This is a genomic window from Bacillus sp. CCNWLW194, assembly GCF_037120585.1.
Taxonomy (GTDB): Bacteria; Bacillota; Bacilli; order Bacillales; family Bacillaceae_G; genus Bacillus_A; species Bacillus_A basilensis.
This window is the reverse complement of sequence record NZ_JBBBBL010000002.1, coordinates 96,161-121,780: the sequence shown is the minus strand read 5'-3', so window position 1 is coordinate 121,780 and position 25,620 is coordinate 96,161. Positions and strand designations below refer to the sequence as shown.

At 33.6% G+C, this 25,620-nt stretch carries 28 protein-coding genes and 1 pseudogene; 18 read left to right on the top strand and 11 right to left on the bottom strand.

Translation table 11 applies throughout. The features are described from left to right. Window positions 1–10: 10 nt before the first annotated feature. On the top strand, window positions 11–289 hold the full coding sequence (locus V7S50_RS03995; protein ID WP_242251255.1) for a DUF3986 family protein: 279 nt from the start codon (window positions 11–13) through the stop codon (window positions 287–289). A gap of 63 nt (window positions 290–352) precedes the next feature. Here V7S50_RS03995 and V7S50_RS03990 read toward each other — a convergent pair whose 3' ends face one another. Then, window positions 353–1,516, bottom strand: a complete 1,164-nt coding sequence (locus V7S50_RS03990) for a cation:proton antiporter (protein ID WP_060630255.1) — start codon at window positions 1,514–1,516, stop codon at window positions 353–355. Window positions 1,517–1,847: 331 nt separating this feature from the next. Between V7S50_RS03990 and V7S50_RS03985 the strand changes: the two genes are divergently transcribed. The 3 genes from V7S50_RS03985 to V7S50_RS03975 all read left to right on the top strand — a co-directional run bounded on the left by V7S50_RS03985 (window position 1,848) and on the right by V7S50_RS03975 (window position 5,943). Then, window positions 1,848–3,521 carry a ribonuclease J gene (locus V7S50_RS03985; RefSeq protein WP_242251256.1) on the top strand — a complete coding sequence of 558 codons (1,674 nt, stop codon included), beginning with the start codon at window positions 1,848–1,850 and terminating at the stop codon, window positions 3,519–3,521. Window positions 3,522–3,618: 97 nt separating this feature from the next. Beyond that, entirely contained in the window at window positions 3,619–4,449 is an 831-nt protein-coding gene (locus V7S50_RS03980) for a MerR family transcriptional regulator (protein ID WP_242251257.1), read from the top strand. A gap of 138 nt (window positions 4,450–4,587) precedes the next feature. Then, complete coding sequence (locus tag V7S50_RS03975) at window positions 4,588–5,943, top strand: MATE family efflux transporter (RefSeq protein ID WP_242251259.1); 1,356 nt, start codon at window positions 4,588–4,590, stop codon at window positions 5,941–5,943. Window positions 5,944–5,978: 35 nt separating this feature from the next. Here the strand turns inward: V7S50_RS03975 and V7S50_RS03970 are convergent, their stop codons facing one another. Further along, the gene (locus V7S50_RS03970) at window positions 5,979–6,644 is read right to left on the bottom strand and encodes a DUF421 domain-containing protein (RefSeq protein WP_063224094.1); all 666 of its coding nucleotides are present in this window, start codon (window positions 6,642–6,644) and stop codon (window positions 5,979–5,981) included. A gap of 160 nt (window positions 6,645–6,804) precedes the next feature. Between V7S50_RS03970 and V7S50_RS03965 the strand changes: the two genes are divergently transcribed. The 3 genes from V7S50_RS03965 (at window position 6,805) to nfsA (ending at window position 8,817) form a co-directional block, all read left to right on the top strand. Then, on the top strand, window positions 6,805–7,383 hold the full coding sequence (locus tag V7S50_RS03965) for a YdcF family protein (RefSeq protein ID WP_242251261.1): 579 nt from the start codon (window positions 6,805–6,807) through the stop codon (window positions 7,381–7,383). A gap of 149 nt (window positions 7,384–7,532) precedes the next feature. Then, complete coding sequence (locus tag V7S50_RS03960; protein ID WP_000678041.1) at window positions 7,533–7,850, top strand: DUF4870 domain-containing protein; 318 nt, start codon at window positions 7,533–7,535, stop codon at window positions 7,848–7,850. A gap of 232 nt (window positions 7,851–8,082) precedes the next feature. Continuing rightward, window positions 8,083–8,817 (top strand): oxygen-insensitive NADPH nitroreductase, encoded by a 735-nt coding sequence (nfsA, locus tag V7S50_RS03955; protein WP_048561285.1) that lies wholly within the window; start codon window positions 8,083–8,085, stop codon window positions 8,815–8,817. A gap of 88 nt (window positions 8,818–8,905) precedes the next feature. On the opposite strand, the gene V7S50_RS03950 is transcribed toward nfsA, so the two are convergent. The 6 genes and pseudogenes from V7S50_RS03950 to V7S50_RS03925 all read right to left on the bottom strand — a co-directional run bounded on the left by V7S50_RS03950 (window position 8,906) and on the right by V7S50_RS03925 (window position 13,547). Beyond that, on the bottom strand, window positions 8,906–9,631 hold the full coding sequence (locus V7S50_RS03950) for a sulfite exporter TauE/SafE family protein (RefSeq protein WP_242251263.1): 726 nt from the start codon (window positions 9,629–9,631) through the stop codon (window positions 8,906–8,908). Between the two features lie 126 nt (window positions 9,632–9,757). Further along, a complete protein-coding gene (locus V7S50_RS03945; RefSeq protein WP_242251264.1) occupies window positions 9,758–10,978 on the bottom strand; it encodes an MFS transporter in 1,221 nt (406 codons plus the stop codon). A 19-nt stretch (window positions 10,979–10,997) separates the two neighbouring features. Next, a complete protein-coding gene (locus V7S50_RS03940) occupies window positions 10,998–11,447 on the bottom strand; it encodes an ArsR/SmtB family transcription factor (RefSeq protein ID WP_063224090.1) in 450 nt (149 codons plus the stop codon). A gap of 128 nt (window positions 11,448–11,575) precedes the next feature. Continuing rightward, a pseudogene (locus V7S50_RS03935) lies at window positions 11,576–12,786 on the bottom strand (MFS transporter). 7 nt (window positions 12,787–12,793) lie between these two features. Next, the gene (locus tag V7S50_RS03930; RefSeq protein WP_242251908.1) at window positions 12,794–13,258 is read right to left on the bottom strand and encodes a VOC family protein; all 465 of its coding nucleotides are present in this window, start codon (window positions 13,256–13,258) and stop codon (window positions 12,794–12,796) included. A gap of 169 nt (window positions 13,259–13,427) precedes the next feature. Further along, the gene (locus V7S50_RS03925) at window positions 13,428–13,547 is read right to left on the bottom strand and encodes a YjcZ family sporulation protein (RefSeq protein WP_000120179.1); all 120 of its coding nucleotides are present in this window, start codon (window positions 13,545–13,547) and stop codon (window positions 13,428–13,430) included. A gap of 239 nt (window positions 13,548–13,786) precedes the next feature. Between V7S50_RS03925 and V7S50_RS03920 the strand changes: the two genes are divergently transcribed. Beyond that, a complete protein-coding gene (locus V7S50_RS03920) occupies window positions 13,787–14,005 on the top strand; it encodes an aspartyl-phosphate phosphatase Spo0E family protein (RefSeq protein WP_002096752.1) in 219 nt (72 codons plus the stop codon). A 55-nt stretch (window positions 14,006–14,060) separates the two neighbouring features. Continuing rightward, a complete protein-coding gene (gene hfq, locus V7S50_RS03915) occupies window positions 14,061–14,249 on the top strand; it encodes an RNA chaperone Hfq (RefSeq protein ID WP_000400657.1) in 189 nt (62 codons plus the stop codon). Window positions 14,250–14,276: 27 nt separating this feature from the next. On the opposite strand, the gene V7S50_RS03910 is transcribed toward hfq, so the two are convergent. Next, window positions 14,277–14,879, bottom strand: coding sequence for an HD domain-containing protein (locus V7S50_RS03910; RefSeq protein WP_242251266.1), 603 nt, complete (start codon window positions 14,877–14,879; stop codon window positions 14,277–14,279). 172 nt (window positions 14,880–15,051) lie between these two features. Between V7S50_RS03910 and V7S50_RS03905 the strand changes: the two genes are divergently transcribed. The 7 genes from V7S50_RS03905 to V7S50_RS03875 all read left to right on the top strand — a co-directional run bounded on the left by V7S50_RS03905 (window position 15,052) and on the right by V7S50_RS03875 (window position 23,189). Next, window positions 15,052–15,885 carry a flagellar motor protein MotP gene (locus V7S50_RS03905; protein WP_016088546.1) on the top strand — a complete coding sequence of 278 codons (834 nt, stop codon included), beginning with the start codon at window positions 15,052–15,054 and terminating at the stop codon, window positions 15,883–15,885. A 22-nt stretch (window positions 15,886–15,907) separates the two neighbouring features. Continuing rightward, window positions 15,908–16,585 (top strand): OmpA family protein, encoded by a 678-nt coding sequence (locus tag V7S50_RS03900; RefSeq protein WP_242251268.1) that lies wholly within the window; start codon window positions 15,908–15,910, stop codon window positions 16,583–16,585. Window positions 16,586–16,735: 150 nt separating this feature from the next. Further along, the gene (locus V7S50_RS03895; protein ID WP_000940570.1) at window positions 16,736–17,104 is read left to right on the top strand and encodes a response regulator; all 369 of its coding nucleotides are present in this window, start codon (window positions 16,736–16,738) and stop codon (window positions 17,102–17,104) included. Window positions 17,105–17,233: 129 nt separating this feature from the next. After that, window positions 17,234–19,237 (top strand): chemotaxis protein CheA, encoded by a 2,004-nt coding sequence (locus V7S50_RS03890; protein ID WP_242251269.1) that lies wholly within the window; start codon window positions 17,234–17,236, stop codon window positions 19,235–19,237. 173 nt (window positions 19,238–19,410) lie between these two features. Continuing rightward, the gene (locus V7S50_RS03885) at window positions 19,411–21,054 is read left to right on the top strand and encodes a flagellar motor switch protein (RefSeq protein WP_242251270.1); all 1,644 of its coding nucleotides are present in this window, start codon (window positions 19,411–19,413) and stop codon (window positions 21,052–21,054) included. Window positions 21,055–21,083: 29 nt separating this feature from the next. Further along, window positions 21,084–22,445, top strand: a complete 1,362-nt coding sequence (locus V7S50_RS03880; protein ID WP_242251271.1) for a transglycosylase — start codon at window positions 21,084–21,086, stop codon at window positions 22,443–22,445. 27 nt (window positions 22,446–22,472) lie between these two features. Further along, window positions 22,473–23,189, top strand: a complete 717-nt coding sequence (locus V7S50_RS03875; RefSeq protein WP_242251272.1) for a hypothetical protein — start codon at window positions 22,473–22,475, stop codon at window positions 23,187–23,189. Window positions 23,190–23,222: 33 nt separating this feature from the next. Here V7S50_RS03875 and cheR read toward each other — a convergent pair whose 3' ends face one another. Both cheR and V7S50_RS03865 read right to left on the bottom strand, forming a co-directional pair. Then, window positions 23,223–24,005: a CheR family methyltransferase gene (gene cheR, locus V7S50_RS03870; RefSeq protein WP_242251273.1), complete on the bottom strand. Its 783-nt coding sequence runs from the start codon at window positions 24,003–24,005 to the stop codon at window positions 23,223–23,225. A gap of 39 nt (window positions 24,006–24,044) precedes the next feature. Beyond that, on the bottom strand, window positions 24,045–24,542 hold the full coding sequence (locus tag V7S50_RS03865) for a flagellar motor switch protein FliG (protein ID WP_098201784.1): 498 nt from the start codon (window positions 24,540–24,542) through the stop codon (window positions 24,045–24,047). A 143-nt stretch (window positions 24,543–24,685) separates the two neighbouring features. Between V7S50_RS03865 and V7S50_RS03860 the strand changes: the two genes are divergently transcribed. Continuing rightward, on the top strand, window positions 24,686–25,150 hold the full coding sequence (locus tag V7S50_RS03860) for a YaaR family protein (RefSeq protein ID WP_000946323.1): 465 nt from the start codon (window positions 24,686–24,688) through the stop codon (window positions 25,148–25,150). 16 nt (window positions 25,151–25,166) lie between these two features. Next, a complete protein-coding gene (locus V7S50_RS03855; RefSeq protein WP_088327452.1) occupies window positions 25,167–25,619 on the top strand; it encodes a hypothetical protein in 453 nt (150 codons plus the stop codon). Window position 25,620 lies beyond the last annotated feature (1 nt).

Below are 25,620 nucleotides of genomic sequence, written 5' to 3'. Positions count from 1 at the left end.
GGGGAATTTTATGACAAAATATGATCCTAATCAACATTATCACATCGGATATTATGAAGATGGATATGATTTGGAACTGACAGCGTACAAAAGAATACATGAACCAGTTTGGGATGCTTATATTCCGTATTATGAGGTAGACTATTTTTATAAGAAAGTGGAGGAAATGAAGCTAGGTGAATATATAGATGATTATGGAATTATGGTGTATTCATTTCGTAATGATATTGATGATGAAGAAGCACGAACTATTTTTGAAAACTGGTTAAAAAAGAACGGGATTGTTTAAAGATAAAATAAAAAGGAGATTGCTATCTTATAAGATAGCAATCTCCTTTTTATTTTATGAAACTTATTTACTTGCTTTCATTGCTTTATCTTTTGCACCAAAAGTGTATTTTAACATTGGTGGTGTAATCATTGTAGTTAAAATAACGACAATAACGATAGCTGTAAAGTAATCTTGTGCTAGTAGACCTGAAGAAAGTCCTGTTCCTGCGATGATAAGTGCAACTTCACCACGAGAAACCATTCCAGCACCGATAATTGCAGAAGACTTAGCGTCAAATCCAGTCATTCGTGCACCAAATCCACAACCAATTAGTTTCGTTAATACAGCGATTATTGTTAATGCTAAGATGAACCAAATTTGATTGCCAATACCGTCAAATGTAATATTCATACCGATACTTACGAAGAACACGGGAACGAACATAGCGTAAGCGATTGGTTCTACTTTCTTTTCTACTTCATGTTTGTAGTTCGTTTGAGAAATAGCGATACCAGCTGCGAAAGCACCGATAATACCAGCAATTCCTAATAGTTCGCCGAAATATGCGAATGAGAAACAGATGATAAGAGCCGCACTCACGATAGACTCAGATACGCGTAGTGGTGATAACCAGCGCATGATCGCAGGAACACCTTTCCATCCGATTAAAATAATAGAAGCGAAGAATACAACTTTCTTCAAGATAACCATTGTTAAGTTAACATCGTCTGTACCTAAGAAGCTCATTGCAAATGCTAATAAAATAACGACAAGAATGTCATCAAATACAGCCGCGCCAAGCATCGTTGTACTTTCACGTGTTTTCATCTTGCCTAAATCGCGAAGTGTTTGAACTGAAATACTAACACTTGTCGCACATAGAAGTAATCCTAAAAATACAGCATTTCCTTGTTCCATTCCCATAACAAGACCAGAAACGTAACCACCTACGAATGGAAGAATAATACCTCCAAGTGCAACAGCTAAAGAAGAATTACGATTTGCGTTTAATTCTTCTAAGTCTGTTTCAAGTCCTGCCATAAACATTAAAAGAATAACACCGACATTACTTAATTGTGTTAGAAGCTCTGAATTTTCAATCCACCCTAATACAGCTGGACCGATAACGATACCGACAATTAATTTACCTAGTACAGAAGGTTGACCTAATCTAACACTAAGATCACCAGCAAGCTTTGTACTTAATAAAATAAGTGCAATTTGAAAGAAAAATTCGAATTCCATCGGATCCTCTCCTCATCATTTTTATTTTTATCATACGATTTCTCGGAATTTGCCTAATGAAAATATGTAAAACCCATTAAACAAAGGGTCTTGTTACAAGTTCTTTTGAACTCGTAATTTGAACCTGTAATTAATATATAATAGATTTTACAAAAAATCAATGAAAAAATGGGAGCTTTTTGAGGAAGAAGCTGTGCTATTGGGGATATAGGTATAAGAGTAGCGTGTGAATTTTATATTTATGAAATAGTATGAAGTTCTTTTCCATTACAAATAATAAAGCCTAAATACGATTTCACGAATTATAACTGTGAAAGGGAGGACTTATAATTTGAAGTCATTAAAAAATAACTTGTCTATTGTTGCTTTAGGTGGAGTAAATGAAATAGGGAAAAATATGTATGCTATTCAATATGAAAATGATATTGTCGTTATTGATTGCGGATCTAAATTTCCAGATGAAAGTTTATTAGGAATCGATTTAATAATTCCAGACGTCACATACTTGCAAGAGAATAAAGAAAAAATTCGCGGGTTAGTAGTGACACATGGGCATGAGGACCATATTGGCGGAATACCATATTTTTTAAAACAACTAAACGTACCAATCTATGCAACGAAGTTAACGCTAGGTTTAATTGGAATTAAATTAAAGGAACATAATCTTCAAGATGATACAGCATTAATCGTTATTCATTCAGAATCAGAAATTGATTTTGGTTCTATTAAGACGACTTTTTTTAAAACGAATCATAGTATTCCAGATTGTCTCGGTATTGCTTTCCATACACCAGAAGGTACTGTAGTACATACAGGTGATTTTAAATTTGATTTAACACCAGTAAATAATCAACATCCTGATATTCATAAAATGGCTAAAATAGGTAGTGAAGGTGTACTAGCTTTACTATCTGAAAGTACAAATGCAGAACGACCAGGCTTTACTCCATCAGAGAGATCGGTAGGGGAACGGATAGAGGAAATATTTATGAAAGCAAATCGAAAAGTAATTATTTCTACATTTGCTTCTAATGTGAATCGCGTTCAGCAAATAGTTGAAGCTTGTATAAGAACAAATCGAAAACTGGCTTTGCTCGGTAGAAGTATGGTAAATGTAGTAGAAGTTGCTCTAGAGAAAGGGTATTTACATATTCCAGACGGTATGTTAATTGAAGCGAGTGAGGTAAATCGTTTAGATCCAATGCAGGTCGCAATACTTTGTACAGGAAGCCAAGGAGAACCAATGGCAGCTTTAGCGCGTTTAGCAAGTGGAAATTATAGACAAGTTGATGTATTACCAGAAGATACGGTTATTATAGCCGCGACTCCTATTCCAGGAAATGAACGTAACGTTTCGAGAATTATTGATAATCTATTTGCTTTAGGAGCCAAAGTGATTTATGGATCCGGTAGTTCTACTGGAGTCCATGTATCTGGTCATGCGTATCAAGAAGAACTGAAATTAATGCTCACATTAATGAAGCCGAAATATTTTATTCCCATTCATGGAGAGTTCAGAATGCTACATCACCATAGTTTATTAGCAGAATCAATTGGTGTTGAAAAAGAAAATATATTTATCGTTCGTAATGGGGATGTTGTAGATATAAGTAATGAAGTGGCAATTCAATCTAGAAAAATACAGGCAGGAAATATATATGTAGATGGATTAGGAATTGGTGATGTTGGAAATGCCTTATTACGTGATCGTAAACAACTTTCAGAAGATGGAATGCTCGTAATAGTTATTACTTTTAATAAAGTGGATGGAGAAATAATTTCAGGTCCTGATATTATTTCTCGTGGATTTGTATATGTTCGTGATTCAGAAGAATTTTTGAAGGAATTAAATAAATTAGCTGTTAGTACGATTAATAATTTAAAGAAAGAGAAAGTGAATAGCTGGGGTATTTTAAAAAGAGAAGTAAGAGAAGCTTTAGGGAAGTATATATATACGAATACGAAAAGAAAGCCGATGATTCTTCCTATAATAATAGAGGTTTAATAATGAATAAAAAGAATTCTCGTATGGGAATTCTTTTTTGTTTTGAAGACAAAATGGACATATAATGAAAGAAATAGAAATTGGAAGGGAATAAAAGATGTTATTAAATAAACGTTTTACAATTGGAGAAATGGCAAAAATGCATAATATAGCGGAATCTACTTTACGTTATTATGATGAAAAAGGAATTTTTCATCCGTCCATTGTGGACCCGCAAACGAATTATCGCTATTACACAATCGATCAGTTCTCACTATTAGATACGATTAAATTTTTACGTCAATTAAATATTCCGTTAAAGGAAATTAAGAAATATATTGATGAAAGAAACCCAGCATACGCACTCAATTTACTGGAAAAACAACAAGAAATGATGTTAAAAAAACAAAGAGAGATTGAGTATGCTTTGGCGAAAATGGAGCATAGAATTTATTTAATTAAGGAAGCAACAAAAGCAAAAGCTGAACAAATGGTAATTAAAGAGATACCGCAGCGAAAAATCACAGCAATCGCAGTTGCCCCAAATACGACGGATGATATGTTTGAGTACTATATTCATTCGTTGCAAAAAAATATGAGGCAAATGGATGATAGCTTATTTTCTGGAGATATCGGTGTAACCGTTGCAAAAAAAGGATTAATGCAAAATGAGTTTCAGGCATATAGTAGCGTTTTTATTCTTTTGGATTACATGCCGTATGAAGTGCATAATTCAGATGAGATTAAGGAAGGTTTATATGCTTGTTCTTATCATCATGGACCTTATGAAGAAACAGATGCAACGTACAAGGAATTACTTGCATACATTGATCAAGAAGGATACGAAGTAAGTGGAGATGCGATTGAGATTGCATTAATTGATTGGTCTGTAACAGAAAATCCAGATGAGCAAGTAACAGAAATTCAAATTCCTATAATGAAAAAATAAGGTGAAAACCTTTGAACTAATTACAAATTGGCATTGAACACGATAATTAAGTTACCTATTTTTTAATTCTCTCTTGACCTTCAAGTTACTTGAAGGTTTAAACTGTGAACAGAGCGTTGAAAAAAGGAGCATAACAGTATGGAAGTAACAGAAAAATTAAGAGAAAAACCAATTAAAAGTTTATTTATTTCTTATTTAATACCAGCTGTTCTCGGGATGGTATTAATGTCAGTTAATATTGTAATTGACGCGGTTATGATTAGTAGGGGAGTTGGAGCAAACGGTTTAGCAGGAGTAAACGTGGCTATTCCAGCGTTTTCAATTTTCTTCTCTATTTCATTATGGATTGGAATGGGCGGGGCAACGTTATATTCTATTGCACTAGGTGAAAATAAAATAGAAAGAGCAAGGTCTATTTTTACTCAATCTATGACGGTAGCAGTCATTATCGTAGGTATTTTAGCAGCGATTTGTTTATGGAGAATAGAAGATTTAGCATACTTATTCGGTGCGAATGAAGTGATTTTACCGTATGCGTTAGACTATTTACACGTGTTATTAACATTTGGGATGATATACGTTTTAGAAAATATTTTAAGTACATTTATACGAAATGATGGAAATCCTAATTTAGCAATGGCAGGTCTTGTTGTAACGGCTGTATTAAACATAATGTTTGACTATATCTTTATTTTTATTTTTGGATGGGGCGTAACAGGTGCTGCTTCAGCAACCATTCTTTCGGCAGCGATCGGTTTCCTTGTATTATTAACTCATTTCTTTAGAAAAAGTAGTATTTTAAAGTGGACGAAATTCCATTTTGAATGGGATACGATTAAACAAATTATGATAATAGGTTTTCCAAGCTTTATAACAGAAAGTACGGTGGCAATCGTAACGATTGGTTTTAATATAGCATTCGTCCAATATGCAGGAGAAGTAGGAGTAGCTTCCTATGCGATGGTCAATAGCATTCATGCGATGACATTACTATTATTCTTCGGTGTAGGTGCTGCATTGCAACCAATTGCTAGTTTCCATTACGGTGCAAATTTATCAGAAAGATTGCGTGAAGGATTACAGTTTGCTGTGAAAATTGCAGTTGTACTTGGGGGCGTTGCGATAATTGTCGGATTATTCTTCGGGAAATATATCATTGGTCTATTTGATGTCCAATCTCCAGAATTATTGGAGTTAACATTAACAGGTATTAGTTTGTTCTTTATCCAATACGTATTTTTAGGCTATAACATTGTGTATGGAGAGTACTTCCAATCAGTGCGACAAACGAAAAAATCCGCGCTTATTATAATGAGCCGAGGGTTACTATTTGTTATTCCATTGTTATGGATTATGCCAAAGGTATTTGGGATAAACGGAATTTGGCTCGTTATGCCAGTAGCGGAAGTAATAACAGCGATTATTCTATTTACGATGAATCGTATGAAACATCCTGTTCCATTAAACATGGCGGGAGAGAAGGAAGTAATATAATGAAGAAAATCCCCTTAAGCAATTAAGGGGATTTCCTATTCTTTTAAACTAATTGCAAAAGATCCATCTATTTCTTGAACAGAAGCAAAGGCAACGTTTTTAATATTTGTAATTCCTTTTTCTTTTAACTCTTTATATAACCACTGTTTGTCCTTATGAATTAACTTTAAGTTATCGTATTGAATTTGTGAATCAACGATAAGGGCAATTGGTAATCCAGCATATTTAACATCTATGTTCAAATCTTTTGGAGTTAATGGTACAAGTTCACGCTTTGGCAAAATACTAATGGCTCCATTTGCTTCTAAAATAGCATATTCAATTTCGTGAACACTCGGGTATCCTGCAACGCGAAGGTTAGAAAGTAGTTCAGCAATGGGATATCTACTTTTTTGTAGGTTCTCAAAAATAATGTCACCATGTTTAATTAAAATGATAGGGTGTCCAAGAATAAAACGATTTAGTTTGTTGAATAGGCTTAATTTTGTAAGGATTAAATGCAAACATGTAATAACGACCATACCGAGAAAAGCTTGCAAAGCACCAGAGACTGGTATGGCTTGAAAAGCTAAATAAGATAAAAAGATAATAGCACCAAAATCATGAGGAGTTAGTTGTGCTAAAGCAGATTTACCGAGCATCTTAAGTGATAATAAAAATAAGATAAAAAAGAATGATACGTTACATAAAAAGAGAAGCAATAGGGACACTCCTTCGTGCAAAGTTGTACTTACTGTTCCCGAAAGGAATATAAATATTACTTTCTAGAGGATAAATTAGGGTGAATTGGAATTTGTCTGTATACAAACAAATAAATGGATATTATGATGAAAGAAGCAAAAAACATAGGAGTATACAGATATGAAAAAGAAGAAAATAATTAAATATATTATAGCGATCATAATGGTTTGCGCTGTTTATGCGGGATTTTTACAATATAACATTTATAAGCATGGGCATATGAATGCCACCTACGATGCGGATTATATAATTGTGTTAGGCTCGAAGGTAAACGGGACGAAACCATCTTACTCATTGCAATACCGTATTGATAAAGCAGCTGAGTATTTAAAATCACATGAGAAAACAATCGCTATTGTGTCTGGAGGGAAAGGAAAAGGAGAAGATATTTCAGAAGCATTAGCAATGAAAAATGGATTAATGAAACTAAAAATTACAGAAGAACGCATTATAATGGAAGATAAGTCAACGAGTACAGATGAGAACATTAAATACTCAAAACCTTTAATTCCGGACAATATGAAAAAAGGAATGATCGTAACAAACGATTTCCATATGTTTAGAGCGAAAAAAATAGCAGCAAAACAAGGTTTACAATTAGAAGGGCTATCAGCCGAAACGCCGAGGCGAATTGTCATTTCATCGAATATACGAGAGTATTTAGCCATTACGCAGTATTGGTTTATGAATCGAATATAGAGAAAAGTAATCCCGTCTGGAAGTCCAGGCGGGATTATTTTTGAGGGAAATCTTACAAATATGTCATGTTCATGAAAGGTAAAGCGATAGTTTCTGGAATAGATTCCTGACATAATGAAGATAACAAAAACTATTTAGAGGTGAATCGGATGAAAGGAAATAATATATTATCTTCACTATGTTACTTTAGTATCTTTTTTGCACCATTTTTACTACCAATTATCGTGTACTTCGTTGCAGAGGATGAAGTGAAATACCACGCGAAAAAAGCATTTTGGTCACATATTTTCCCGTACGCAATTTTATTCGGAGGATTAGCGATATCAGGAATATACGGTTTAGGATTCAATCAATCTGACGGTGCTGGAATTGGAATGATGATCACATATGCAGTGTTCATTCTTGTAGGAATTTACTACTTCATTTGGAATATCGTAAAAGGTATTAAAGTTTTGAAAACGGCGTAATAAGATAAGAAATAATATGATGTGAATCTATCGTTATTTGTCGGTAAGTTGATATCCCTTGTCGAATCGTTGATATATTCGAAAAATCGTTGATATAATTTCATTTACCGTATTGATAAACGTTTTAAAAAGAGCAATTTAAAAAGAATTGCTCTTTTTGTGCTTATAAGTTGTGAATATTGAAAAAGATGTGTTAATTTTTCATTATGAAGAGAAAAAAGGAGTGATTTTCATGAATGAGATCATACATAAGATGGAGCAACACGTTTCAGTTCGTAAATATAAAGAAGAATCAATTCCGAAAGATGTAGTAGAAAGAATGGTGCAAGCTGCGCAGCATGCGGCTTCCTCACATTTTGTACAAGCCTATTCTGTTATATATGTAACAGATCAAAACCTAAAGGCTAAATTAGCAGAGCTATCTGGAAATCGTCACGTGAAAGACTGCGCAGCATTCTTTGTTTGTTGTGCAGATTTAAAACGACTTGAAATGGCATGTGAAAAACATAGCACAGAGATAAAGCATGAAGGAGTAGAAGACTTTATCGTAGCAACGGTAGATACTTCACTCTTTGCGCAAAACTTAGCGTTAGCAGCAGAATCGTTAGGGTACGGCATTTGTTATATTGGTGGTATTCGTAATAATCCGAGAGAAGTGAGTGAATTGCTTCATTTACCAGATAAAGTATATCCTGTATTCGGAATGACAGTCGGTGTACCAGATGAAGATCATGGAGTGAAACCGCGTTTACCAGTAGCAGCAATCCTTCATGAAAATGGATATGATGAAAAGAAATATGATGAATTATTAAATGAATACGATGAAACGATGAGTGCGTATTATAAAGAAAGATCATCAAACAAGAAAAGCGTAGCATGGACGGAATCAATGAGCTCATTTATGTCCAAAGAAAAAAGAATGCATATGAAAGAGTTTTTAAGTGAAAAAGGACTTAATAAGAAATGAGTAAAAAGGCAGACCTGAATGCAGGTTTGCCTTTTTTGGAGGAGAAAATATGAAGGAAGCTTTAATCTTTTTATCCTGAAAAACTTATTTATAACAAATGCAAACTTTCAATAAGAAGATACATACCTGTGCAACTCAAAAGGATATACGTAAATATTTTGAAAATCCGTTGATTAAGCCATTTGAAAATAATTTGGCCTATATACAAACCTAGAAATACGATTGGAATAGCGTAAAAACTTGATTCCCAAATTGTTTTGTTTGTACCAGTAAAGAGTATTTGAGTTAGTAGGCTAATGAAATATATAAATAGATAAAAAGCTAAAGTAGTTGCTCTCAATTTCTCTTTTTTCGTATCGGTTCCTGTAAAGTACAGTAACAGGGGTGGTCCTGGCATACCGATACTTGTCGTTAAAAGACCGGATAATCCGCCCACTAAGAAATCTCTAGATTTTGTTGATTTAATCTTAAGGTTGCATATTAGCATCAACGTTAATAGTAAGAGCAGGATGCTAATTGCTAATTTAAACGTGTTGATGTTAATGGTAATGAAAATGAAAATACCAAAAGGTACACCAACTATACTTCCGAAAATTAACCTTTTCAGTAGAATAAAATCAATGTCCATTCTTATTTTCCAAATGAGTGATATGGAAATAATTAATGATAAAATGATATTTATTTGTATAGCTTCTTGTGGTAGAAATAACATGAGTAAGAAAGGGGTTGCCATAATAGAAAAGCCAAAACCTGTACTTGTTTGTAAAATAGAAGCTACTAATATAATACATATAAAAATGAATATAATCTCCAAAATAGCCCTCCTACATAATTAGATCCAATGCATATTTTAACATAAAGAGAAACTTTAATCAGTGGGGGGCTTACTATCTTTTAATACGGGAAAAAAGCGGCAAAATAGCCGCTTTTTATGTTGCAGTTAATATTCTAATGACGATTCTGTAGCTTTAAAATACTTTTCACGTGAAGGAGTCATTACTCGGAGTGCTAATAAACAGGAAAGGAAAAGAATGAGTAACGAGCTACTTATTACAGTAATTTGAACAGAAAGAAATTGTGCGGATGCCCCAATTGCTAAAACGAAAAAGATTTGGATGAAATTTTTTATGGAATCAAACACGCTATCGATACGTCCTATCATATGTACAGGGATGTTATTTTGATAAAATGTGATAAAGCCAGTACCAGCAAATGATGAAGAAATGCCAAGTAAAATGAAACCGCCTGCTGCAACTATAAATGAATTTGAAAAGGCGAAAATTACATAGCCTATTGCTGTGAAAATCATACCGAGTCCGATACAATGTTGAATTGGTAATAGTTTGGCAAAGAGAGAAACAAGAAATGAACCGAAAACATAAGCAGCACCAGTTATACTAACAAGCATGCTATATTCCATTTCGGATAAAAACAGTACTTGATTTGTGAATACAACTTCTTGTGAATCGAGCGCCATAGAAATAAGCATAGTCGCTTGAAATAAAACGAATATAAGAATGATGTAAGTTTCAGTTCGAGCGAATGAAAAAACTTGTTTCCAATCACTTCGTAATGTTTGTACGAAAGTATTTGCAACTTCTTCGTTTTGTTTTGTTTGTAATGTAATGTTCGGCAAGAAGTAAATGAGAATGGTAGAAAGTAGAAAGGAAAGTGAGTTGCAGTAAATAACAAAGGATGCTGAGTACGTGGTGAGAAGTATTCCAGCAAGGGCTGGACCGATAATAAAAGCCCCGCTTGTACAAAAGTTATTCCAAGCGTTGAATTGAGCGCGTTCTTCAGCTCGTATGAGCATTGTTTTATAAGAAAATGAAGCTGGATCGAAAAATGATGTAGCAATACGAGTCAAAAAGATAAAAATATAAATGGCCCAAATAGAATCAAATAGTGGAATACACCCAATGAGAGATGCTCGAATTATATCTGTGGTGAGCATAATGGCCCGTTTGTTTAATCGATCTACTATGCTACCAGACCATATTTTTGTAACAACGGTGGCAATTGGACCTACAATCCATAATCCTGCTACAGCAGCAGGGGAGTTTGTGCTATTTAACACCATTAAGTTTAGAGCGATAAGATACATAAAATCACCTAAACGAGAAATTCCTGTTCCTGACAATAATAATAATTTATTTTTCATGAACAAATGGCCCTTTCTTTCATTGTTTTTTAATCTTGCAGGAAATAGCATATTCTTCTTCAGAGTTTGATTGACGAGCGGTTTTGTTTTCCCAGCGTAATAAAACTTGTGTAATCTCCCAAGTCAGCTGTTGTAATTCCTCCGGAGTTAAAAATAGATGAGATACAATATGACTACCTGTATTCGTTCCTTCTGTGCCGCTCTCTTCAATATAGAAGTGAGCTGCTTTTGCTTTATAATATTTTTCAATAATCCCTCGTTTTTCCTTCGTTTCTACTAATTCAAGCAACCCTCCATCGTATAAAATTTGAACGTGATAATGTACGCTTCCAGCAGTTTTGTTTAGTTTAGTAGCTACTTGTTTTGCAGTGAGTGCTTCGTCTTTTAAAAGGTGAAGGATTTGAATACGAGTTGCATTAGAAATGAGCTTCTGCTGCTCAGCTGAAATAGTAAGTCTATCGTCAAACATTATGGCATCCCCTTTCTTATAATCTAAATTTATTGTACATTCTAAAAAATTAGAACGTAAGGGAAATAAATCATCTTTTTCCTTTATATTTCGACATAAATAAAAATAGCATGTACATAAACATGCTATTAATTGGAGGTAGATTCCTCATTAAATTCCCCGCGATAAAATAAAAACAGCCATATAAAACTAACTAAAATACAACATATAGCTAGAAAACTACCAATAATTTGAGGAGAAAGGATTTCTAATAGCCACCCTGTAATGAACATAGATAACTGTATAAGCGAACCATAAATTGAGTAATGACATGAAAAAACTTTACCAATCATATTTTCGTGCGTGTAAGTTTGAAGTAATGTCGTATCAAGTGGAACGATGATGCCTCCTGCTATGCGCATACAGAGCAATGTAATGATACCGATAATAAGTTGATTAGATAAAATGAATCCGAGAAAGAAAATTCCTTGTAGGAAATAGGCCCAACCAAATGCTTTTTTCATTTTCTCTTTATTATGAGAGATATAAAGATTAACGAGGAGGCTGCCGATGATAAGCCCAGCCCCTTGAACCGAATATAAAACTCCAATGTTAGTGTGGAAAATTTTTTCAGCATAGATTGTTAGAAGCAGCTGATAAGCACCTCCAATAATGCCCCATGAAATGCCGACAAGAATTAATATTAAAATGATTTTTGTTTGCAATATGTATAACCATCTTTTATAACAGTAAAAAATGTTTTTTTCCTGTTATAAGTATCATGAGCAGAGATACTCATATTATAAATAAAATAGGCTGAAATAAAGTACGACAAGCTGTTCATTAAAAAAGCGAACTCAATATGGAAAGAGTGTGCAACTATTCCGCCTAAAGAAGCCCCCATAATAGATATAAAACCATTCATTGTACTAGAAAGAGAGTTCGCAGTTACGAAATGATTTTGGTATATGATATTCTTTAAAGTTGCTTGTTTAGCCGGCTCAAATAAACAAGAAAGTACAGATAACCATATATTAGCAATGAAAATAATCTCAATTTTATATGGTGCAAATAAGTAAGTGAGGACGAGCATGCCTCGTAAAATATCGGTAAAAATCATAATATTCTTTTTAGAAAAACGATCTACAATTCCGCCAATGAAAGGGCTAAGAAGAAGCTGGGGTAAACCTTTACTTATAAAAGTAAGTGCGATCATAAATGAAGATTCCGTTATGCTATAGACGAATGTTAATAAAGCTACAGTGTGAAACCAATCCCCAAGTACACTTAATGTTTGACCGTAAAATAGTTTTTTGAAGTTATTATTTGTTTTAAATAGTGCGGAATAAGAAACTGACATAAAAGGATTAATCTTTATGTAATGATGATGCTTGAACTTGTTTTTTCCATTCGCTTACATACACTTTCTCTTCTGTAGAAAGTCCAACAGGTAATTGTGCAATCAATTCTAAACTATTTCCATCAGGATCGTTAAAGTATACGGCGGCATGTGCTAATTCTGGAAAAACAATTGGTTCAATTGGTTCCATTCCAAAGTCTTTTCGTGCTGAAATTCCTTTTTGATTTAACCAGTGTATCGCATTTTCTAAATCATGTAAGCTTACTTGAAAGGCTATGTGTCGTAAAGAGGGGTGATAATTCACTTTGTATTCTGTGCTTTCCCAAAGACCGAGCCAACTTTCATTTTCTTTAATCCAAAAGAAAGCAATATCATCTCCTCTTTTATATAATTTCAGTCCAAGTGATTCATAAAAAGATATTGATTTCTCTAAGTTACGGACGGGTAAATGCGCTTCGTAAAGACCTTTAATCCTGGTAATCCTCCTTAATAAAAATGTTTCTTATTCCATAGTAAACGATATTTTGTTAGTTGAAATCACAAATAAGAGGGATATAAATTCATACGAAAGTATGAAAAAACAGCTCAAATATGAGCTGTTTTCGTATAGTTTTTCGTTCATTTGTTAAGGATAGGATATATTAGTATCCGTATCCGCCGCCACCCCAACAGCTACATCCGATGATGATTAGAAGGATGAATAGTACGATTAGCAAAGCAAATCCACCGCCGAAACCAGCGCAACTTCCACCATAGCTCATATGTTTTCCTCCTTTTAAATAAGTTAATCTATATAATTCATGGACTACTGTATACAGTATGTTTTTTGTGTGGAAAAGGAGCCAGTCTCTTTTGTAATTAGACAAACGCCTGTGTGGTCATTTTAAGTGTATATTGAGCTAGAGATGTATGAATGAATCGTTATATATTTTGCAATTTGTTCATAAAAAAATATAAAAATTGTAAAAAAAACCATTTTTATATTTTTTTATGAGAGGATTTGTACTATAATTTTACAAGTAATATTATGGGAAAAGGGAGTTTTAGTAAAGAGATGGAGATGGGAAAATTACATAATAAAATAGAAAACAAAAAGAAAGAGCTAATTCAACTTGTTGCTAGACACGGGTTGGATCATGATAAAGTTTTGTTATTTAGCCGAGATTTAGATATACTAATTAATAAGTTTATGAATGTAAAAGATAAAGTACATAAATAAATAATTTGTAGTTTTTTATATTAAGATATTCCATAAAAAAAGGAGAGAACAGTATTTGGAACATTTACAAGAAGAGCTGTATAAACAAATAAAAGAAGAAAAAGGTATTGTTACAATCTTTTTAAAGAGTGGCGTTAGAATAATAGGAGAAATTGTTGCGATAGACAAATTTACTGTTTTAATGTTAGTTGATGGAAAACAACAACTTATTTACAAGCAGGCTGTATCAACAATAATGAAATAAGACACTCATATTGAGTGTCTTATTTCATTATCTTTTGCAAGCTTCAACGTCAATGCCGGCAGCTAGTAATTTCTTTTCTCCATCTTGCTCGATGAGTTTTTGTAATTTAGATAGGAAAGAATCAAAGTTTGTATGCTTTGCTACTTGGAATGTCATTTTATGCTCGATTGGTAGCCACGTATCAATATCAGCTTCGTTATGCTGAATTTTCACCTCAAGTTTATCAAGTGCGTTAGCAACTTTTGCTTCGTACGTTTCTTTCGCTTCAAACTCCATCCATAAATCATATAATTCCTTACCGAGAGAACCTTTTAATGTGCGTTTAATATTTAAAATGGCTTCTTGCTCATTTATTTGTTTTTGTAATTGTAGTTCATGACTATTCATTGTATCAAAAGCAGGAATATCACCAGCTTCTGCCTCGACTAGGTCGTGAATAATAACCATTTTAAGTAATTTTTCAATATTTACTTTTTGATCTAAATAAGGCTCAACTAAAATGGCCATTAGAGACATGCGCCATGTATGTTCAGCAACACTTTCTTGACGTCCATTAGAAAGCCAGCTATGTCGCATTTCATATTTTAGTTTTTCTGCTAGTGCAATGATTTGTAAAATGTTATGTTCCATCGTGATCCTCCTCATATTTCTATACTGTAATTCTAATATGGAAATAAAATGTGTCAATTCTATGAGTATATTGCGATAAATAGATGATAAGCGTATAATACATATTATATGTGAAAACGCATTATTAAAATAAAAAAATGTTTTATAAAAATGAAAAGGGAAGGGCAGGAATATGGGAGACGAAAATCAAGGATTAGCTAGACCACAAAGAAGAAAAAGGAAGTTTGACATTTCTAGCCCAGTTGGCATTATAGTAGGTTTTGCTATAGTGATAGCGGCAATTATGATTGGTGGCGGTGGAATAAAAGCTTTTAAAAACTTTTTAGATGTTTCATCTATTTTAATTGTCATAGGGGGAACAACAGCGACAATTGTTGTGGCATATCGATTTGGAGAAATAAAAAAATATACGAAAAGTATTTTTACTGTTTTACATAGAAGAGAAGCAGATTTAGAACAGTTAACGGATTTGTTCGTTGATTTTTCGAAAAAGTCTAAAAAACATGGCCTGCTTTCTTTAGAAGTTGATGGAGAGCAAGTAGACAATCCTTTTATTCAAAAAGGAATTCGATTAATGTTAAGTGGTTACGATGAAGATGAATTAAAAGAAGTATTAATGAAAGATATTGAAACAGAAGTATATGAGTTAAGAAAAGGAGCAGCGTTATTAGATAAAATTGGCGATTTCGCTCCAGCTTGGGGCATGATAGGGACTTTAATCGGTCTTATCATTATGCTTCAAAACTTGCAAGATACATCGCAAATTGGTACAGGGATGGCAGTTGCGATGTTAACGACATTGTATGGATCAGTACTTGCAAATATGATTGCAATCCCTCTTGCTGAAAAAGTGTATCGTGGTATTGAGGATTTATATACAGAGAAGAAGTTTGTTATTGAAGCAATTTCAGAATTGTATCGTGGACAAATTCCTTCTAAATTAAAGTTAAAACTGGATACATACGTATACGAAACAAAGATAAAAAAAGTAAAACGAGCAGCCTAATATTTCAAGGAGTGGTAAGGTGATGATAAAACGACCGCAAAGGGGATCGCCTCGTTGGATGACAACTTTTACAGATTTAACGATGTTATTATTAACTTTCTTTGTATTACTAGTTGCTACATCAAAGCAGGATGAAGTAAAATTGTCGAAGATGCTTGAAAAGTTTAGTGATGTGGAGCAAGTAGATGCAAAAGTAATGGAAAATACAATACCAGATATTTCACATGAAAAAAATGATGAAAAAATGGTCTCTAAAAAGAGAATGGACGAATTATATAAAAAGTTAAAAGCATATGTAGATAATAACGGTATTAGTCAAGTGAATGTATATCGAGAGGATACGGGAGTAAGCGTCGTTATAGTAGATAATTTAATATTTGATACGGGTGACGCGAACGTTAAACCAGAAGCGAAAGAGATAATAAGTCAATTAGTTGGGTTTTTCCAATCCGTACCAAATCCGATTGTTGTGGAAGGGCATACAGATAGTAGACCTATTCATAATGACAAATTCCCTTCTAACTGGGAGTTGTCTTCAGCAAGAGCAGCAAATATGATTCACCACTTAATCGAAGTGTATAATGTGGATGATAAAAGGCTAGCTGCGGTAGGATATGCAGACACAAAGCCAGTTGTACCAAATGATTCACCGCAAAATTGGGAGAAAAACCGTCGCGTTGTCATTTACATAAAAGAATAGTATATTATCATTTTAATAATAAAATAATAAAAATACGAAAATTCTTTTTAAAAAATATTAAATTTTATCATTTTATTTTGTATAATGAGTGAGAATGATAAGATGAAATATTAAGATATACTTATACATAGAAGGAGAGAATTAAAAAGAATGGCACATAAAATTTTAGTTGTAGATGATGCGATGTTTATGCGAACGATGATTAAAAACTTATTAAAAAGTAATTCTGAATTTGAAATTATTGGTGAAGCAGAGAATGGAGTAGAAGCAATTCAGAAGTTTAAAGAACTTCAACCAGATATTGTAACATTAGATATTACTATGCCAGAAATGGACGGACTTGAAGCATTAAAAGAAATTATTAAAATTGATTCAAGTGCAAAAGTTGTTATTTGTTCTGCAATGGGACAACAAGGTATGGTATTAGATGCAATTAAGGGTGGAGCAAAAGACTTTATTGTAAAGCCATTCCAAGCGGATCGAGTAATTGAAGCTTTAACAAAAGTAGCAAACAGCTAATATAGAAGGGGTGCCACAAGGAATCTAAACATTGATAGCGGATATGCGTGTGGCCCCCTTTTTTCTTGTTTTAAAACACTAAATTGTTATACATAAATGAAATGTTTGTTAGACAGGTAGGGGATTAAAATGCAAACAGATCTATTAAATATATTTTTTGAGGAATCAGAAGAACATTTACAATCGCTAAATGAAAATGTGCTAACGTTAGAACAGAATCCTGCCGATATGGATGTTGTGGGAGAAATATTCCGCTCAGCCCATACATTCAAAGGTATGTCAGCGAGTATGGAATTTACGGAAATGGCGGATTTAACGCATAAAATGGAAAACGTTTTAGATGAAATTCGTCATGGGAATATAGTTGTACATGCGGAGATTATTGATGTGATTTTTGAGTGCATTGATAATTTAGAGAAGATGGTTGCAGATGTGCAACAAGGCGGAATGGGCAATATTGATGTGATTACAACTAAGCAGAAATTAGAAGCATTATTGAATGGCAATGTAGAAACTCCTGTGGAATATATTGAGCAAGAACTTATAAATAATGATGATGCAGTTTCACATGAAGTGCATATAACTGTTGAGCAACAAGCTATTTTAAAAGCAGTACGCGCAATTATGTGTATTGAAGCACTGCAAAATGTAGGTAATGTACAAAAAACAGTTCCAAGTATTGAAGAAATTGAAGCAGATGCTTTCGGGTTTGAGTTCACAGTATTTATGGATACTGATCAAAGTGAAGAAGAATTAAAACAAGTAGTGCTTCATGTTTCTGAAATTGAGAAAGTAGAAGTGAAGCAAGGACATACATTAAAAGAAGTAGTCTCGAAAGAATTGGGTACACAAGAAGCCGTGCAGGAAGATATACAAGCAGCTACGCATGTGGAATCAACTAAAGAAGTATCGAAGCAACCTGCTAGTGCTACACCAGCTAAAAGCACTGCAAAAACGAAAAATGGTAAAGTGGAAAATCGTTCCATACGTGTTCAATTAGAAAAAATCGAAAGATTAATGAATATGTTTGAAGAAAGTGTAATTGAACGTGGGCGCATTGATGAATTGGCACAAAGGATTCAAAATAAGGAGTTAATTGAGCATTTAAATCGATTAGGCGATATTTCAAAAGATATTCAAAATGTACTACTAAACATGCGTATGGTACCAATTGAAACAGTCTTCAATCGTTTCCCACGTATGGTACGTATGTTAGCGAAAGATTTAGGGAAAAAAATCGATTTACAAATTACAGGTGAAGACACTGAAGTTGATAAAATTGTTATTGATGAAATCGGTGATCCACTCGTTCATTTAATCCGTAATGCAATTGATCACGGTGTTGAAACTGTTGAACAACGTCGTGATGCAGGTAAAAATGAGACAGGTACGATTAAATTAGAAGCATTCCATAGTGGAAATCATGTTGTAATTCAAATTACGGATGACGGAAACGGTATTCATAAAGGAAAAGTATTAGAAAAAGCGATTAAAAATGGTGTTGTAACAGAATCTGAGGCAAATAAATTAACGGACCGTGAAGTATTTGATTTAATCTTCCAACCAGGATTTAGTACAGCTGAAGTTGTATCAGACCTTTCTGGGCGTGGTGTTGGATTAGATGTTGTGAAACATACGATTCATAGTTTAGGTGGACATTTAATTATTGATTCTGAAGAAGGAAAAGGTAGTACATTTAGAATTGAACTTCCATTAACGTTGTCCATTATTCAATCTATGCTTGTTCAAACGAATGATAAACGTTATGCTTTCCCTCTTGGTAATATTGTTGAAGCAATTCGGATTAAGAGAGAAGACATCCAATCCTTACAAGGAAAAGATGTGTTAAATTACCGTAATCAAATTATTGAAGTGAAGCATTTAAGTACTGTATTTGGTGAGAAAACAGTAGATGAGGCGTTTGCGTCATATGATGGTCAAATGGTTCCTGTGTTAATTGTTCGTAATACACATCGCAGCTATGGACTTATTGTAAACACAATTATCGGTCAAAGAGAAATAGTCCTAAAGTCATTAGGTGACTTCTTTGCAGAGAGTTCTAATTATTTCTCTGGTGCGACAATTCTCGGTGATGGACGAGTGGTCCTCATTTTAAACCCAGAAGGTTTATAATAGGAATGAAGGAAAGCTCCCCACTTGTATACAATTGGGGAGCTTTTTGGTTAATCGTTACTAATCTAAAAATGGGAATAAATACATATTAACGTTTTATATAATAAGTTTGTTAAAATAAAATGAGAGTTTATATCATTTGATAGAAAAACAGAAATGAGGAGGCAGAGAAAATGCCTGAGCAACACACAAAAGGGGATACGAGCACAATTGTGCTAGAAAAAGAAAATGAGCATTTAACGCCGCAAGAATGCGATATTCTTGGCGAAATTGCAAATATATCATTTGGTTCAGCTTCGACTGTATTATCAACAATCTTAAATAGGCAAGTAAGCATTACTGCTCCTCGCGTAGAATTGGTAGATTTATATGATTCAAGCGACGTCGAAGTTCCACACGTTGTATTAAACATTCATTTTACAAAAGGATTAGATATGGAGAACCTTCTTGTCCTTAAGCAAGATGTTGCATTATCCATTGCTGATTTAATGATGATGGGAACAGGTGAAGTGGAAGACGGAAAAGAACTTGGTGAATTAGAGCTAAGTGCTGTGCAAGAAGCGATGAATCAAATGATGGGGTTCGCAGCTACATCTATGTCAGAATTCTTTCAAGATACAGTAGATATGTCTCCGCCGACAATTAAAGTTGTAAAGTTATCAGAAGAAATGGAGAAAATTTCTGAGATTGATGGGAATCAAACGATTGTTAAAGTATCGTTTGATTTAAAGATAGATAATCTTGTAAACTCTAAACTTGTGCAAATTGTTTCAGTTGAACATGCGAAACAAATGGTAAATAAATTAATGCAATTATCTGGTGGAGTAGAAGAAAAAGACGAGCCAGCAGAAGTAGTGGAAACGGAGATTGTAGAAGAACAAATTGAAAAAGAGCATTTAACACAAGAAGAGAAAGATGTCCTTGGTGAAATTGCAAATATTTCAATTGGTTCCGCTTCAACAGTATTATCAACACTATTAAATCAGCCAGTTACAATTAGTACGCCCAATGTAGAATCAATCAATGTTCGTCATTATGACGGAGTACCAGTCCCGTTTGTTATTTTAAATGTTGATTTTGTTGAAGGACTAAAGAATGAGAATGTATTCGTATTTACGAAAGATGTCGCTTTAACAATGGTAGATTTAATGATGATGGGAACAGGTGAAGTTGATCCAGAGAAGGAGCTTAGTGAATTAGAACTGAGCGGTATTAAAGAAATCATGAACCAAATGATGGGGCATGCTGCGACGGCGATGTCAGAAATGTTTCAAGAAAAAATGGACATGACACCGCCAAATGTTAAATTTGTAACCTTAAAAGAAGAAATGGAATATTTGGGAGAGTCAATGAAAGTGGACGAACTCGTTCAAATTACGTTCAACCTTGAAATTGGCGACCTGCTTCAATCGAAAATGTATCAAATTTTACCGATTTCAGAAGCGAAAGAAATGGTAAGAAGGCTTCTATATCCAATGGTGGAAGAGGAAGAAGAGATTGTTACGGAAGAAATTGAAGAAGAAAAAATTGTAGAACCTGTTGTGCAACCTATTGAATTTAAAGAAGTAAAACAAATGGAACCAGTATACATGGACACATCCATCCTACAAAATGTAGAGATGAACGTGAAATTTGTATTTGGAAGCACAGTGAAAACAATTCAAGATATTTTAAGTTTACAAGAGAATGAAGCAGTTGTACTAGATGAGGATATTGACGAACTAATTCGTATTTATGTAAATGATGTATTAGTGGCGTATGGTGAACTTGTAAATGTAGATGGATTTTTCGGAGTAAAAGTGACGAAATCGCTATAAGTCGTTGAAATAGGAGTTTGAGTTAGTAGATGAAAAACGTAAAGTTTTTTCTAATGAGCTGGTTATTCATACATATGTGTCTGTTCGTCCCTCTGCAAAGTCAGGCGGAAGAACAAATTGAGCCAGCTCAAAAAATAAATGAAGTGAATATGCAAGAAGAAAACAAAGAAGTGCAAGAGCGGCCAGAGCAAGTGGAAGTGAATCAAGGTAAAGAGGAACAACAAGAAGTAGCAAATGAACAAGAGGTTGAAAAAAAGATAGTGACGGATGAAGGGGTTATTACAGTAAATAAGCCGGAATTAAAAGTTGGCGAAGAAGTGCGGGTTATTGTAGAGCCGAAAGAGCAAAATGTTCAAAGTATAAAAGGTATTTTGTTCTTGCCAAAAAACGGCGATCAGTATGAACAAGAAAGAATGCTATCGTTTAAGTATGAAGAGGAAACAAAGCGATGGATTGCTAACTACAAGGTCGAAACTTTTGATTTGCAAGGTGATTGGAACCTGCAGCTCATTCAAAGCTATAAAGAAAATGAGAAAGAAGAACTCACTGAAAATGAAGTGAAAGTCCCGCTCATTCGTATAAATAATGAAACACCGACTATAGATAAAGAATTGCCGAAGTTACATAAAGTTACTATTGATGAAGCGAAAGAGAAGGTAATTGGACGGAAACAAGGCGATTCTATACGTGTGCGAGTGAAGGCAGCAGACAAAGAATCGGTTGTGAAAGAGGTCCGCGTGACATTAAAGGGGAAAGAAAATAAAGAGACTACATTTTTATTAGATTACAATAAGCGCGATATGGATTGGCAAAAGGTATTTGAAATAACGGATGCGTTGCCAATTGGCTCATACGAATTACTTGTAGAGATAGTGGATGCGGCCGGCAATAAACTGGTTGAGGAAAGTGAGTATATCGTTTCTGTTTTGGAGCAAAAAACAGAAGATGATAAAAAGATAGAAGAACGAGAGAATGAAGATAAATTAGAGGATAAGAAAGAAACGGATGAGAAAGAAACTGAGAAGCAGGAAGACTCGAAAGTAGAAATCCCGCTTCTGGAAGAAAAACCGCCAGTTGTTCAAATCCCAAAAAAAGAAGAGAAAGTAAACGATCTTATAAAAGAACCATTGAAAGAGAAAGAAAAAATTACTTATTTTATAAAAGAGCCTCTCACAGAAAACAAGGAAGTAAATAAAGCGAAGGCTCAAAAAGATAAAGATAATAAAAATAACAATCAAGTCGTTTCTAAAAAGAAAGAGAAAAAAGAAGAGCCAGAAGAGAAGAAAGAAGCAAAAAGTGAACAGGGAATAGAAGCTTCTAATGTATTTACTATCATGTCAGGTTTATTCGTACTATTTTTAGTTTTAAAGAGTAATAAAGAATGGGGCTAAGTATTTCATAGTAGTGGAGGCGCTTAAATGGAAATTAAACGTACGACAATTGAAGATAAGACGCTACAACCATTAAAACAGCCTGCAGCTATTTCGGAACATGAAATTCAGAAAGAACGAAAGCGTAGTAATTTAGTGTTTACTGGACAGTCTAAAATTATTACGAAAAATAATGAAATAGGTATTTTGCTTGCAAGTTTAGGTGATGGAAAGGTTATGAAGGAAATGCTTTCTAAAGAGATGGATACAGTATTGCAACTCTTTAAAAAGTTACATACGTTATCTGGAGAAGGAAAGCAAACAGATAAAATATTTGAACAAGTAATGAGAAGCTTGCAAGGACTTGTTAAGCAAGCGCATATAAAAGAACTTCCTTTGTTAGATGGAACGTATGATTTCGCAGAAGTACAACTATCATTTGGTAGAAAGGTACATATTCCGTTATTAGATGTAAGTGCACTTATTTCTAGAGTAGAAAGTGATTCGTCAGAAGGAAATATAAATTTAATGGTAACGGTTATTACTGCTTATATAACGAAATTGTCTAACGAAACCATTTTAATTAGCGTTACAGATCGCACTGCTAAAGAGCGGGATGTAAGCGTATGGAGAGCACTTGCAGAAATGAATATGACACAATTATCACAGGCTTTGAAACATACGATGCAAGAACATAAATGGTCTATGACGTTTCTTTTTCTCTTTGCATGGATTGTTGCTATTATTTTAATTCGAGTTATATAAAAAGGTCGTCACTTTACATTGTGACGACCTCTTTTATATTTTTTCGTAAAAGAATGTATCAAATCGCTGAAGATTATAACGTTCAGGTGTTAAAATTTGTTCAGTACTACCAACAAATAATACGCCGCCTTTTCGTAAAGCGCGACTAAATTTTTCATAAAGTTTTACCCTTGCTTCTTCAGTAAAGTAAATCATTACATTACGACAAATGATTAAGTCATAATTTGTATCAAACGACTGCATTAAAAGATCGTGCTGTTTGAACGTCACGTTTTGTTTAATGTTTTGATGTAATGAATATATTTCATTCTCTTTTGTGAAATGACGCTCTTTCAAATCGATAGGTAATTCTTTTAAAGAACGTTCTGTATATTGACCGCGTTTTGCAGTTTCTAAAATGTGAAAATCAAGGTCTGTTGCCTGGATTTCAAAACGAAATGGAGATAAATGTTTCGATAAGATTAAAGAGAGTGTATATGGTTCCTCACCAGCAGCGCAAGCGGCACTCCATACTTTTAATTTTCCGTTATTTTGTTCGAGTAATTTTGGTAGTGCTTTCGTTTCTAACGTTTGCCAACGTTCTTTATTTCTAAAAAACTCCGAAACGTTAATTGTAATATAGTCGATAAAACTTAAAAATAAATTTTGATCGGTACGTAAATTACTTAAAAAACTAGTGTAGTTCACAAAGCCCTTTCTCGAAATAAAAGCATCGATCCTACGACGCATTCTATCTTGTTTATATGAAGCGATATCCATATTGAATTGTTGTTTAAAACTCGCGATAAAATGATCATAATCTTGTTCAATTATCATATTTATAATAGGCACAATAACGATATTGTGCCTCCCCCTTTACATCATACGGATTTTTTGTTCAAAGTTTTTTTTCATCTGTTTTTCATGTAAACCTGGTAAATCATAAATAACAGCATCAATTCCTGCATCTTTTGCAATGTCAACGGGAATGACAGATGTATGCTTGTCCCCATTATAAAAACAGAGAACTAAATCGGTATCTTCGATTATTTGTTTTACAAAAAACATATAATCTGATCGGTAAATGGAGTCGGAAGGATGATCAAAAGCGACATACTCGGCTCCGTGTCTTTTTAAGTAATCAACGACCTCTTGAAATTCATCTGTTAATACTTGTAACGGCTGTAGCGTGTAAAGGCATAAATTTTGAGCGAGCCTTTCGTTTTCAATGAAAAAACGAAGAATCTCATTTTCAATAGATTTATAACATAATATGTAAATTTTATGTTTGTGAGCATAGTCAGTTAAAAATTTTTTTATTTCTTCCTGATCTAATGCTGTTAATTGATTTGAACCACAAAGAAAAATATTCATAGATTTGTGCCACCTCATGCTAAATTGTAACATATCTTTTATAAAAAATAACTGCAAAATATTAGTGTTCAGAGTATAATTATAAATAACTGGATTTTACGATTAAGTTTAGGAAGAAATAAAAAAATAAATAGGTGATATATATGCTGCGTTCGATCTCGCATAATCCAATTTTATCGCATATACCGCCTGCTACTCAAATGCCGAAAGAAGCAAATGTCAGGACAGGACTTGCATTTTCGGATAATTTGCATGCAGATCCGAAAAAAGATAAATTGCTAGAGCAAATGGAAGCATTTGTCGATAACATTGGAGAAATTAAAGAGAAAATTGAAATGGAATTAACGCTTGATAATGTAATGGAATACAAAAATACAGTAAAATCATTTTTGAATTTTTACGTAGATAATGTATTGCAATATAAAGATGTTATGTCTCGTCATCCGCGTTACGGATATTCACAGAAAATGACGATTGTGAAACAGGCGGAAATGGGATTAAATGAGTTAGAAGATGTTATGAATTTAATTAATACGAAAACGGGACATTTAGAAATGTTAAATCAGATTGGAGAAATCCACGGTTTAATTGTAAATTTAGTCTTGTAAAAGGGAAGGAAGCTATATGTACATACAATTATATGAAAAGCTCGTTATTATTCAAAAAGCATATGAAAATATTCAAACGCTCGGTGAACAAATATATGAGAATTTGAAGCATAAAAATGTAAATGCAGTTCAAAAGTTACAAGTAGAGCAATTGCAGTACATTGATGGTTTAAAAAAGTTATCAAGTTCATTTGAAGAAATGGTTGTTCAGTTTTGTAAAGAACAAGGAGTGGAATCATTTCGCGTAAGTGCGTTATTTTCGTATTTTTCTAACGAAGAAATTGAAAAAATGGAAGAATTACAAAAAAATGTAGCTGAATTAGAAGAGAATGTAAAAATGATTCTTTTGAAAAATCAATATTACTTAAACGTACTATTAAAAACTACAGAAAGTATTGTGGATTCCGTTTCTGAATATAATTTAGAGCGAAACAATAATTCACAAATCTTTATGAACGAACTATTGTAAA